The sequence below is a fragment of the Ideonella margarita genome, from assembly GCF_038066635.1.
Classification (GTDB): domain Bacteria; phylum Pseudomonadota; class Gammaproteobacteria; order Burkholderiales; family Burkholderiaceae_C; genus Ideonella; species Ideonella margarita.
On the sequence record NZ_JBBUTI010000001.1, the window covers coordinates 640993 to 653337 of the forward strand.

The following is a 12345-nucleotide window of genomic DNA, read 5'->3' on the forward strand; positions in this document are numbered from 1 at the left end:
CGGCTCGCAGGCAGCGGGGGAGAACCCTCAAAGCGGCTTGGTACAGAGCCGGAAATCTGGATCGTCCGTGTAGGGAGCCACGCTGAAGCCCAGGCTGCGCATCAGCCGCAGCATGCTGTCGTTGTTCGTCAGCACCAGGCCTTCCACGGTTTGCAGGCCCTTGCTGCGCGCCACGTCCATGATCGACAGCATCAGGCGCGAGCCCAGTCCCTGGCCGCCGAAGGCATCGGCCACCACCAGCGAGAACTCACAGGTCGTCTGGTCGGGGTTGGTGATGTAGCGCGAGACGCCGATGATCTGTTCGGTCTCGGTGAAGCTGCCGTCGTCCTGCACTTGCCGGGTGCGGTGCACCGCCACCAGGGCCATCTCGCGGTCGTAGTCGATCAGCGTGTAGCGCGCCAGCATGCGCGCCGGCATCTCCTGCATCGAGCTCACGAAGCGGAAGTAGCGGCTCTCGGGCGACAGGCCGCGCACCAGGCTCTGCAGCATCTGGGCGTCATCAGGTTGAACAGGGCGGATGGTGTAGAGGTCACCGCCCTTCATCGGCCATTCGCGCTCCAGGCCAGCCGGGTAGGGCAGGATGGCCAGGTGGCTGTACGCCTGGGTTTGTGGTCCGGCGTGTTCAATCACCACGCGGGCGTCCACGGCCACGGCACCGTCCTCGTCGACGATGATGGGGTTGATGTCCATCTCGCGCAGCTGCGGCAGGGCACACACCATCTCCGACACGCGTAGCAGCACCTGCTCCAGCGCTTCCATCTGCACCGGTGGTGCGCCGCGCCAGTGGTCAAGGGTTTCGGCCACGCGGGCGCGCTCGATCAGGCGACGGGCCAGGAACTGGTTCAGCGGCGGCAGCTCCATCGCACGGTCGGCGATCAGCTCGATCATCGTGCCGCCGGCGCCAAAGGTGATCACCGGGCCGAACGGGTCGTCAGTCGACAAGCCAATGTAGAGCTCACGGCCCCGGGCCTTGCCGCTCATCGGCTGGATGGTGACGCCGTTGATGCGCGCGCCCGGCTTGACCTTGCCCACCTTGGCCAGCATGTCGTTGTAGGTGTCGCGCACCTGCATGGCCGACATCACGTTCAGGGCCACGCCTTGCACGTCAGATTTGTGGCTGATGTCGGGCGAATCGATCTTCAGCGCCACCGGGTAACCCAGCTGGCTGGCAATCAGCATGGCTTCGTTCGGTGAGCGCGCCAGCATCGTGCGGGTCACCGGAATGTGGAAAGCGGCCAGCAGGGCCTTGGACTCCATCTCGGTCAGCACTCGGCGGCGTTCGGTCAGCACGCCTTCGATCAACAGGCGCGCGCCTTCGGTGTCGGGCGTGGCCAGGGCCGACAGCGGCGGCGGCGTTTGTTGCAGCAGCTGCTGGTTCTGATAGAAGCTGGCAATGTTGCCGAAGGCATCCACCGCCGCTTCCGGGGTGCGGAAGCTGGGCACCGGGCGGGCGGCCAGCACCTCGCGGGCGCCGCGCACGGTTTGATCGCCCATCCAGCAGGCCACGACGGGCTTGCCGAGTTTGGCGGTGCCGTCCACCACGGCCTGGGCGATGCTGACCGGGTCACCGCCCGGGTCGCTGCAGGGCTTGGGTGAATGGATGACCAGCACGCCGTCGACGTTGGCATCAGGCCCGCAGGCCTCCAGGGCCGCGCGGTATTGATCGGCGGTGGCGTCTTCGCCAAGGTCGATCACCTGGTGCAACTGGGCGTGGGCCGACAACTTTGGCGTCAGGCTGGCGCGGGTGGCGTCGGTCAAGCGTGCCACTTCCAGGCCGATTTCGTTCGCCCAGTCGGCAGCCAGCACACCCGGGCCGCCGCCATTGGTGACGATGGCCAGCCGCTCGCCCACCGGCTTGTAGCGCGAGGCCAGGCATTTGGCCGCGGAGAACAGCTGCGTGAACGAGCGCACGCGCACCACGCCGGCGCGGCGCAGGGCGGCCTCGAACACGTCGTCTGCCCCGACGATGGCGGCGGAGTGCGTCAGTGCCGCATGGCTGCCCGCCGGTTTGCGCCCGGCCTTCATCACCACCACCGGTTTGATGGAGGCGGCAGCCCGCAGGGCGCTCATGAAGCGCCGGGCGTGCGTGATGCCTTCCATGTAGACGAGGATGCTCTGGGTCGAACCATCGTTGGCGAGGAAATCAAGCACCTGGGCCAGGTCGACCGCCGTGTTGGCGCCGAGCGAAACCACCGCCGAGAAGCCGACGCCGTTGACTTTGGCCCAGTCGAGGATCGACGCCGTCAGCGCGCCAGACTGCGACACCAGCGCGAGCGGGCCTGGTGCTGCCAGCGGGCCGGCCGCGCTGGCGTTGAGCTTGAGTTGCGGACGCTGAAAGCCCAGGCTGTTGGGGCCCAGCAGCTGCACGCCGTATTGCCTGGCGATGGCGTGCAGGCGCGCGCAGGCGGTGGCCGGCAGGTTGGCCGACAGCACCAGGCCGGCTCGGCAACGAATGCGACCGGCGATTTCCAGCGCAGACTCGATCTGGTCGTGCGGCAAGGCGATGATGGCCAGATCAGCCCGGGTATGGGCCAGCTCCGACAAGGTGCCGGTCATGGCGGTGTCGAGCCAGGTGACCGGGCCTTCAAAGCCGTTGTGTGTCAACTCGCCGATCAGTGCCCGCGCCAGCGACGGCGCCTGCGCGGCGGCGTCGGGGTCGCCCGCAAAGACGACGATGGAGCGAGGCGAAAAAAGCGGCGTGAGGAAGTGCTGGTCCACGGCTGGAAATCTTCAGTGCTGAACGGATGACGGGCAGCATACGCCGGGCAGGCTTGCCCGATCGGTCGGATTGCGATGGACTTGCCCCGTGTCAATCTCACGTCGCACAGCACCTTGGGGTCTGCAATGTGGTTTGGCAGACGGCGGAAAGCGGTTGGGGCTCTTTAAAATCGGGCCCATGAAAAAGTCGTTGAAAGCCGGGCTGCTGGGCGCCGCACTGGCCTTGGGGGCCGTGACGGTCTGGGAGGCTGGCCATTACCTGGTCACCAGCCCTGCGGCCTCGCTGATGGCGGTTGAAAAGCCGCTCACCGCGTTTTCGGTGGACCCGGCCTGGGTGCGTGACGGACAACCCAACTTCCGCTCAACGGAAACCGTGCGCTCACCGGACGGCCGCACCATCACCGGCTTGTGGGCCTGCGACGGCCCGACGACTTTCGAGTGGCGCTTCGGCCTGGACGAAACCGTGCACCTGCTCGAAGGGCGTGTGGAAGTGACCTACCTGGGCCGGCAATTCGTGATCGAGCCCGGTGACACCGCCACGTTCCACGCAGGCACCACGGCCGTCTGGCACGTGCCCAAGTACGCACGCAAGGCCTACACCTTGCATCACCCGGGACGTCTGGTACTGCTGTGGCGGCGCCTGTTTCCCACCCAGACGGGCGGGCCTGCTGCTTGAGTGAAGCCCGACGCTGAGCTCAGCTCAGCGGTTCGAGCGGTCCATGCCCATGGTCTGGCGGTACCACTGGTGGAAGTGCTTCATGCCGTCTTCCATTGGGCTCTGATACGGGCCGGCTTCGTCGTCGCCGCGCTCGAACAGGGCCTTGCGGCCGGCGTCCATGCGCTCACCGATCTCGTCGTCCTCGATGCAGGTTTCCATGTAGGCCGCGCGCTGCGCCTCCACGAACTCACGCTCGAAGGCAGCGATCTCTTCCGGGTAGTAGAACTCCACCACGTTCAGCGTTTCCTGCGGCCCCTTCGGGTACAGCGTCGACACGGTCAGCACGTGCGGGTACCACTCGATCATGATGTTCGGGTAGTAGGTCAGCCACACCGCGCCCTGCTTGGGCGGCACGCCGCCGTTCACGCGCATCACCTGATCGCGCCAGCGCTCATAGACCGGCGAGCCGGCACGCTCCAGGTTGTTCAGCACGCCCACGGTCTGCACCGAGTGGTGCTTGCCGAATTCCCACTTCAGGTCGTCGCAGGTCACGAACTGGCCGAGGCCTGGGTGGAACGGGCCGACGTGGTAGTCCTCAAGGTAGACCTCGATGAAGGTCTTCCAGTTGTAGTTGCAGGTGTGGCGCTCGACGTGGTCCAGCACGTAGCCGGAGAAATCGAGGTCAGCCCGCGGGCCCAGGTTGGCCAGGTCGCCGGCAATGTCGCGGCCGTTGTCCTCGAACACCATCCCGTTCCATGTCTTCACCTTGTAGTTGTTCAGGTGCAGGCACGGGTCGTGGTCGAAGTGGGGCGCGCCGATGAGCTGGCCCTGCAGGTCGTAAGTCCAGCGGTGCAGCGGGCAGACGATGCTGCTCTTGGTGTTGCCGCGCCCGCGCAGCATCACGGCTTGGCGATGCCGGCAGACGTTGGACACCAGTTCCACGCCGTTGCGGGTACGCACGAGCATGCGACCCTCGCCCTCATGCGCGAGGGCGTGGTAGTCACCAAGTTCAGGAACGGACAACTCATGCGCCAGATAGCGCGGTCCGTGCTGAAAGATGAGTTCCTGCTCCCTTCGAAGCAAGTCCTCATCAAAATAGGTAGAAACGGATAGTTGAGAGCGCGCGCGCTCCAGAGCTTCCAGCGTGATGCTCAGGTCCGACATGATCCCCAGGATCTCCAAAAAACATGTCTGTTAACCCCCCACCCGGTGGCCCCGCGGGTGGGATCTTGACAATTGGTTGCCGCACACGGAGCGTCAACCTGACGTTGATACACCCTGACTTCGGCATGTGCTGCTGCGGGCAGATCACGCGCCGCCGTGTGAGGGCGAAGGGCGGGATTCTACCAGCATTGACTGCAGACGGTGGTTGCAGGCCGTGAATCATCCGCGAATGCGTCGACTGTGCCGAATTCCCATCTGATTCCTGCTCGACTAGGGGTGTGAGTCAGTGAGTCGGCCCACAGCCTGACTACAATTCCCGATCAACTTTCCATGATCTGAAATGCCCCGAGCGCCCTCACGGACCGACGTTGCCCAGGAACCTGCCAGCTACGAAGAAGCGCTGGCCGAACTGGATCGGCTTGTCCAGGAAATGGAAGCAGGGCAGTTGCCGCTGGATCAACTGCTCGGTGGTTATCGTCGAGGTGCCATGTTGCTGGAGTTTTGCCGTGGCCGTTTGCAGAGCGTGGAAGAACAAGTGAAGGTCCTGGAGGAAGGGCAGCTCAAGCCCTGGACGAACAACGCATGAATGCTGGTGAATTTGACAATTGGGTCGCAACACAACTGAAGGCCGTTGAAACAGCCCTGGAGGCCTTGGTGCCGGCCGATGCGCCGGCTGGCCTGGGCCTGGCGATGCGCTATGCCGTGCTCGACGGCGGCAAACGCCTGCGGCCTTTGCTGGTGATGGCGGCCTGTGAAGCGGTGGGTGGTGATGAGGCCGCTGCGATGCGCGCCGCGGTGGCGGTGGAGCTGATCCATGCCTACTCCCTGGTGCACGACGACATGCCTTGCATGGATGACGACGCGCTTCGCCGGGGCAAGCCCACGGTACATGTGAAGTTTGGCGAGGCGCAGGCCATGCTGGCCGGTGATGCCATGCAGGCGCTGGCCTTCGATGTGCTCACGCCCGATGAAGGCATGCCGGCGGCCCTGCAGGCCCGGCTGGTGTCTTTGCTGGCGCGCTCGGCGGGCCATGCCGGCATGGCAGGTGGCCAGGCCATCGACTTGGCCAGTGTCGGGCGTCCGCTCGATGAAGCCACGCTGCGCGACATGCATCGCCGCAAGACCGGCGCCCTGCTGGAAGCCAGCGTGCTGATGGGCGCCGCTTGTGGTGCCACCACGCCCGAGGTCTGGCAGCAGCTGTCCCGCTACGGCGCGGCCCTGGGGCTGGCCTTCCAGGTGGTGGATGACATCCTGGACGTGACTGAAGCTTCCGAGACGCTCGGCAAGACGGCCGGCAAAGACCAGGACAACAACAAGCCGACCTATGTCTCCATGCTGGGTCTGGAAGAATCACGTGCCTACGCCTGCCGTCTGCGCAGCGAGGCCCATGCCGCATTGGCAGCGGCACAACTGTCCCGGACGGCCTGTCTGACTTGGCTGGCTGACCGGGTGGTCGACCGCAACAGCTGAGAACACACCATGAGCCACCAAGCCAATCGGGGTGAGGAGACCGGCGCGCCTGTGCAGCGCGCCTTGCTCGAAAGCATCAACAGCCCGGCAGACCTGCGGCCGCTGAGCCGTGCGCAGCTGAAGGTGCTGGCCGACGAGCTGCGCAGTTTCCTGCTCGAATCGGTGAGCCGCACGGGCGGTCACCTGTCGTCGAACCTCGGCACGGTCGAGCTGACGATTGCCCTGCACCACGTGTTCAACACGCCATATGACCGGGTGGTCTGGGACGTGGGCCATCAGAGCTATCCGCACAAGATCCTGACGGGTCGTCGCGAGGCCATGGCGACGCTCAAGCAACTGGGTGGCATCAGCGGCTTTCCTCGTCGCGCCGAGAGCCAGTACGACACGTTTGGCACCGGTCACTCGTCGACGTCTATTTCCGCGGCGCTGGGCATGGCCCACGGCGCTCGCCTGAAGGGCGAAAACCGCAGGGCCGTGGCCGTGATCGGCGATGGCGCCTTGACCGGTGGTATGGCTTTTGAAGCCCTGAACCATGGTGGTTATGCGGGCGGCGCTGGCTTGCCCGACATGCTGGTGATCCTGAACGACAACGACATGTCGATCTCGCCACCCGTGGGCGCGCTCAACCGCTACCTTGCCCGCTTGATGAGCGGCAAGTTCTACGCGACCGCCCGCGAAGGCGCGAAGTCGGTGCTGCGCAATACGCCGCTGTACGAGTTCGCAAAGCGGTTTGAAGAGCACACCAAGGGCATGGTCGTGCCCGGCACGATCTTCGAGGAGTTCGGCTTCAACTACGTCGGCCCGATCGATGGCCACGATCTCGATTCCCTGGTGCCGACGCTCGAGAACCTGCGCAATGCCAAGGGGCCGCAGTTCCTGCACGTGGTGACCAAGAAGGGCTACGGCTATGAATTGGCCGAGGCTGACCCGATCAACTATCACGGCCCCGGCAAGTTCGACCCCGCCGTCGGCCTGAAGAAGCCCGCCAGTGCACCCAAGCAGACCTTCACGCAGGTCTTTGGCCAATGGTTGTGCGACATGGCTGAAGCTGACAACCGCCTGGTCGGCATCACGCCGGCCATGCGTGAAGGCTCAGGCATGGTGGAGTTCGAGCAGCGGTTCCCGACGCGTTATCACGACGTGGGCATTGCCGAGCAGCACGCGGTGACCTTCGCCGCGGGCCTGGCCTGCGAAGGCTTGAAGCCGGTGGTTGCGATCTACTCGACCTTCCTGCAGCGCGGCTATGACCAGCTGATCCACGACGTGGCCTTGCAGAACCTGCCGGTCGTGTTTGCGGTGGACCGCGCAGGCCTGGTGGGCGCTGACGGTGCCACGCACGCCGGTGCCTACGACATCGCCTACCTGCGCTGTGTACCGAACATGAGCGTGCTGGCGCCTGCTGATGAGCGCGAGTGCCGCCGGGCGCTGACGTCCGCCTATCGACAGCAGCATCCGGTGGCCGTGCGGTATCCGCGTGGCGCTGGCGTGGGTGTGCCAGTGGTGTCTGAACTGGATGAGCTGCCTTGGGGCAAGGGTGAGGTGCGGCGCCAGGGCCAGCGCATTGCCATCCTGGCCTTCGGCAGCTTGTTGTACCCGGCGCTGCAGGCGGCTGAAAAGCTCGATGCCACCGTGGCCAACATGCGCTTCGTGAAGCCGCTCGATGAAGCCTTGATGCTGGACCTGGCTCGTAGCCACGACGCCATCGTTACCGTCGAGGATGGTTGCCTGCCCGGCGGCGCCGGTGGTGCCGTGCTGGAGGCCCTGTCCCGGCATGGTCTCAATGTGCCGGTGCTCACGCTCGGCCTGCCCGATGAGTTCATCGAGCACGGCGATCATGGCAAGCTGATGGCGCTGTGCGGTCTCGACGCAGCGGGCATCGAGCAGTCGGTGCTCAAGCGCTTCGGCGTACCGCTGAGCGTGGTCAGCCCGGCTGCGGCTTGAAATTTGTTGATCGCCGTCATTTAACCTTTCCAACCACAGCGCATTCCATAGCTGCGATCCTGTCGGTCTGAGATGTATTGCCTTTGCCCATGAACCACCTGACCGACGCCCTGCACATTCCCGACACGCAAAACGAACGCGATGAGCGCCACGTGGCCATTCAGCGCGTCGGCGTCAAGGATGTTCGTTATCCGCTGACGCTCCGCGTGGCGGGTGTCGAGCAATCCACCGCTGCGCTGTGGAACCTTGACGTGGCGCTGCCTGCCGAGAAGAAGGGCACCCACATGTCGCGCTTCGTGGCGTGGCTGGATGCACAGTCCACCCCGATGGATGCTGCGCACCTGCGTGGCGAACTGGACGTGATGCTGGAAAAGCTGCACGCCGACGAAGGCCGCATCGAGGCGCGTTTCAACTTCTTCCTGCGCAAGCGCGCTCCGGTGTCAGGCCTGCAAAGCCTGCTCGACTACGGCGGTGCCTGGGTTGCCGAGCGCAAGGCTGGTCGCACGTCGATCTGGGCCGAGGTGGGTGTGCCGGTGAAGAGCCTGTGCCCGTGCTCCAAGGAGATTTCTGACTACGGTGCGCACAACCAACGCTCGCTCGTCACGATCCGCGTGGAATTGAAGGATCCGCTGGGTGCACCCATCGAGTGGCAGGAACTGGTGCGCTTCGCGGAAGAGTCGGCCTCCAGCGAAATCTGGCCGATGCTCAAGCGCGCCGACGAAAAGTGGATCACCGAACACGCCTACGAGAACCCGAAGTTCGTGGAAGACCTCGTGCGCGATGTGGCCCTGCGCCTGAATGCCGATGCGCGTATCGGCCGCTATGTGGTGGATGTCGAGAACTTCGAGTCCATCCACAACCACTCGGCCTGGGCGCGCATAGAGCGCAACTGATGGTCGTTGGACCTTGGCAGGTGGCCGCAAGGCACCTGTTTCAGGGTGAGCGATCTGCTCGAGGCGGCTCTGACCGCCTCTGCCTTGCCCGGCCGCAGAACGCCTCGGTCCGCCTTCAGACGGGCACGGTGTAGTTGAGGGCCATGCGGCCGCCGTCGACGTGGACGATTTCGCCTGTCATGTAGGCGGCAGCGTCGCTGAGCAGGAAGGCGACCACGTCGGCCACCTCCGCGGGTGTGCCCAGCCGCTTCATCGGCGTGCGGCCAAGAATGCGCTGGCGGGCTTCCGGGCTGGTCAGCACCGCCTTCTCAGCCAGTTCGGTGGCAATGGTGCCGGGCGCCACCGCATTCACGCGGATGCCGTGATCTGCCAGGCCCAGAGCCATTGCACGGGTCAACTGGTTGATGCCGCCCTTGCTGGCGTTGTAGCTGGCAATGCTGGCGATGGCCAAGGTGCCGTTCACCGACGACATGTTGACGATGGCGCCAGGCGTGTGCTGCGCCACCATGTGCCTGGCCACCGCTTGCCCGACCAGGAAACTACCCTTCAGGTTCACGTTCATCACCGCATCCCAATCGGCTTCGGTGATGTCGAGAAAGTCAGCCGCGCGGAAAATGCCGGCGTTGTTGAGCAGGCCGTGCACGGCACCCAGTTGCGCCACGGTCGCGGTCATCGCGGCGTTCACGTTGGCGGCGAGGCTGACATCACATGGCACGGCCACGGCTGTTGCGCCGTCTGCGTTCAACGCTGCTGCGAGCTGGGTAAGCTTGGTTGCATCGACGTCCCAGAGCGCCAGATGGCAGCCCTCTCGTGCCAGCCGCTTGGCGCACGCCTCGCCGATGCCTTGGGCGGCGCCGGTGATCACGAAGGTCCGTCCGGCCATGCCGAAGTGCGGTGCGGTTGCGGTTGCAGAGGCGGGTGCAGATGCGGTGGACATGTTCATGCTTGTTCGGGAAGGGGCTGGATCAAGTCCGGTCCAACCAGATGCCGAGCCCTTGGGCATTCAGCTCGATGTCCATGGCCAGCAGATGCAGCAGCGTGGCCTCGTCAGCGGTGTGCCCATGCTCACGCAGGCGGCGCAACCAGATGCGCGCCAGCATGTCGCGCAGGGCCTGATGCCGGTCTTCCTTGGCTGTGTTGTTGACGATGTGGGCTTGCGCCACCAGCTCATCGATCTGCCCCAGCAATGAGGCGCCCAGTCGGGCCACATCGCCGAGCTGGCCGTAGTGGGTCAGGCAGACATGATCTGGCTGAGCGGCCAGCAACCGGGTGATCGAGGCTTTCAACGCGTCGGGTTCGAACTGAACGGGCGTGGTTGTCGGAATGATCCAGGCCTGTCCGTTCAGATCAAATTCCCGGTACGACAGGCCGAAGGTGTCACCGGTGAACCAGCTGCGGGATACAGGGCACCAGATGCAGTGGTGATGCCGGGCGTGGCCGGGTGTGTCGATCAAACTGAGTTGACGCGCGCCTACGGGAATCTGAAGGCCGTCATGGCTGGACATCAAGCGGTCAGCCGGAACGGGTGTGATGCCGCCGTAAGACTGCTGCATCTCAGTCTCGCCGTACACCGCAAGAGCGCCTTGCCAGAGCATGGTCGGATCTTGCAGGTGACGGGCCCCGCGTGGGTGCACCAGCACCTTGGCATTGGGCAGGTGCGTCAGCAGATCACCGACGCCACCCGCATGGTCCAGGTGCACGTGGGTCGGGATGATCCAGTCCACTTGCTCGGCCGCAAGTTCAAGCGCCTGAAGGGTCGCCAACAGCCTCGGCACGGCCAGGCGCGTGCCGGTGTCTATGAAAGCACAGCGACCAGCGTCGACCACCAGATAGGCGGCGTCGAAGGCTGGTCGCTGAAAGCCGGTGTCGATGGCGTAGAGCCCGTGCTCCAACGCCGTGACGAAGGAGGGCAGGGCTGGGGTGCTCATCGACGGCTTGCGGGGGTCACTGGTTGACGAGCAGTGCGCTCAGGCGGCCGATGTCGGCAGCGCCGTCGTTGCCCTGAACGCTGCGCAGCACCTGCTGTGCCTTGGCCTTGGACTTGCCGGCATGTGCCAGAGCCTGGCCCAGGCGCAGCTTGGCGTCTTCCGGCCGCTTCAGGTTGCCCTTGGCGATGCCTTGTTCAATCAGGGCGATGCCCTTGTCAGCCTGGCCGATGGAAGCCAGAACCACGCCGGCTTGCACCAGCGCGTTGCCATCCTTGGCTTCGCCCACCATCTTGTCGACATTGGCGCGCACTTCTGCATCTTGCTTGGTGGCCAGGTCACGCAGGCGCTTGTGGCGATCGGCTTCAGCCGGTGCGCCGGTGCCGAGCACGCCCGCCGTGAAGCCCTTTTCCACGATCAACTTGCCTTCGCCAGCCAAGCCGGCCTGCAGTGCCAGCTGGGTCATCTCCATGTATTCCTCAGCCTTGGTCAGGTTGCCCGTGGCCAGCTTCAGACGCATGATGTCGAGAGCGAAACGGTCTGAAAAACCGGGCTTGCGCGGCAGGCGGCCCAGCGCGGCCGACCAGTATTCCTTCTTGCCGTAGTAGGCCAGCAGCTTTTCCAAGGTGGCACTTTGGCCGGCGCCGTTGTTGGTGCGCTGGTAGGCATCCGCCAAGCGCAGCAGGTCGCCTTCGTCCGGGCGCTTGCCGGCTTGCTCGGCGGCGCTCACGGCGGCAGCCGAGTCACGCGCGATGGCAGAGTAATCGCCGCTCTGGGATTGCAGATAGGCCTGCAGTTGCTTCAGCTGTGCGCTGTTGCTGCCAGCCGCGACGGCCTTCTGGGCCCATTGGCCGGACTTGGCGAAGTCCTTGGTCTGCGAATAGGCAAAAGCCAGCGACTCGGCGACTTGCGCCTGCTCGGCGCCAGACAGCTTGCCGGAGTTGAACACTGCCTCAAACGCCTGGATGGCGGTGCCGTTGTCGCCTGCGCGCTGTGCAGCTGCGCCGCGCATCCGGTCGATCATCAGCTGTTCCTGGGCAGACTTGCCACCCACGGCATCGGCTTCGCGAACCTTGGACAGGGCCTCCTTGGCCTTGCCGGCCTTGAGCAGTTCGCCGGCCTGTTGCAGCGGCTTGCCGATTTCGGGGCGAACGCTTTGTGCGTTGGCGGACATCAGGACACCGGCCATCAACAGGGCGGCGGAGAGGGTGCGCAGGGTGTTCATAGCTCGAATTCTGGGTAAGGGTGGCGCTGAAAACAATCGGGGATCGAACCCATGACGGTCGATCCCCGATTTATACCCGGGTAAACCGGTTGTAACCGCTGTGGGCGATCAGTTCATGAACTGCTCATTGCCCACGATGCCGATCTTGGTGACGCCCAGGCGCTGTGCCTCAGCCATCACCATGGCAACGTACTTGTACGTCACCAGCTTGTTCGGCCGCAGGTGCACTTCCGGCTGATCCGGCAGCTGCGCCGTGCGGTACAGCTTGGCTTGCAGCTCGGCGCGCGTCGGCACGATCTCGCCGTTCCAGCCGATGGTGCCGTCGAAGTCCACATCGATGCGGACGATCTC

The 12345-nt window shown here is 64.9% G+C and carries 11 protein-coding genes; 5 read left to right on the plus strand and 6 right to left on the minus strand.

Going from position 1 to position 12345, the window contains the following annotated elements:
- Positions 1-27: 27 nt before the first annotated feature.
- Positions 28-2718 carry a bifunctional acetate--CoA ligase family protein/GNAT family N-acetyltransferase gene (locus AACH00_RS02930; RefSeq protein ID WP_341397440.1) on the minus strand — a complete coding sequence of 897 codons (2691 nt, stop codon included), beginning with the start codon at positions 2716-2718 and terminating at the stop codon, positions 28-30.
- Positions 2719-2896: 178 nt separating this feature from the next.
- Here AACH00_RS02930 and AACH00_RS02935 point away from each other — a divergent pair, with 178 nt between their 5' ends.
- Positions 2897-3394, plus strand: a complete 498-nt coding sequence (locus AACH00_RS02935; RefSeq protein WP_341397441.1) for a cupin domain-containing protein — start codon at positions 2897-2899, stop codon at positions 3392-3394.
- A gap of 24 nt (positions 3395-3418) precedes the next feature.
- Here the strand turns inward: AACH00_RS02935 and AACH00_RS02940 are convergent, their stop codons facing one another.
- The gene (locus AACH00_RS02940; protein ID WP_341397442.1) at positions 3419-4540 is read right to left on the minus strand and encodes an aromatic ring-hydroxylating oxygenase subunit alpha; all 1122 of its coding nucleotides are present in this window, start codon (positions 4538-4540) and stop codon (positions 3419-3421) included.
- Positions 4541-4880: 340 nt separating this feature from the next.
- On the opposite strand from AACH00_RS02940, the gene xseB reads away from it, so the two are divergent.
- The 4 genes from xseB (at position 4881) to folE2 (ending at position 8844) form a co-directional block, all read left to right on the plus strand.
- Positions 4881-5126, plus strand: a complete 246-nt coding sequence (xseB, locus tag AACH00_RS02945) for an exodeoxyribonuclease VII small subunit (RefSeq protein ID WP_341397443.1) — start codon at positions 4881-4883, stop codon at positions 5124-5126.
- Complete coding sequence (locus AACH00_RS02950) at positions 5123-6010, plus strand: polyprenyl synthetase family protein (RefSeq protein ID WP_341397444.1); 888 nt, start codon at positions 5123-5125, stop codon at positions 6008-6010. The genes xseB and AACH00_RS02950 overlap by 4 nt, the downstream gene beginning before the upstream one ends.
- 9 nt (positions 6011-6019) lie before the next feature.
- Positions 6020-7951 carry a 1-deoxy-D-xylulose-5-phosphate synthase gene (gene dxs, locus AACH00_RS02955; RefSeq protein WP_341397445.1) on the plus strand — a complete coding sequence of 644 codons (1932 nt, stop codon included), beginning with the start codon at positions 6020-6022 and terminating at the stop codon, positions 7949-7951.
- An 89-nt stretch (positions 7952-8040) separates the two neighbouring features.
- Positions 8041-8844 (plus strand): GTP cyclohydrolase FolE2, encoded by an 804-nt coding sequence (folE2, locus tag AACH00_RS02960; RefSeq protein WP_341397446.1) that lies wholly within the window; start codon positions 8041-8043, stop codon positions 8842-8844.
- 115 nt (positions 8845-8959) lie between these two features.
- Here folE2 and AACH00_RS02965 read toward each other — a convergent pair whose 3' ends face one another.
- The 4 genes from AACH00_RS02965 to AACH00_RS02980 all read right to left on the minus strand — a co-directional run.
- Complete coding sequence (locus AACH00_RS02965) at positions 8960-9781, minus strand: SDR family NAD(P)-dependent oxidoreductase (RefSeq protein ID WP_341397447.1); 822 nt, start codon at positions 9779-9781, stop codon at positions 8960-8962.
- A gap of 28 nt (positions 9782-9809) precedes the next feature.
- Entirely contained in the window at positions 9810-10772 is a 963-nt protein-coding gene (locus AACH00_RS02970) for an MBL fold metallo-hydrolase (protein WP_341397448.1), read from the minus strand.
- A 16-nt stretch (positions 10773-10788) separates the two neighbouring features.
- Complete coding sequence (locus tag AACH00_RS02975) at positions 10789-11994, minus strand: hypothetical protein (RefSeq protein ID WP_341397449.1); 1206 nt, start codon at positions 11992-11994, stop codon at positions 10789-10791.
- Positions 11995-12102: 108 nt separating this feature from the next.
- The coding region (locus AACH00_RS02980; RefSeq protein WP_341397450.1) for an ExbD/TolR family protein at positions 12103-12345 on the minus strand (243 nt) is incomplete at its 5' end.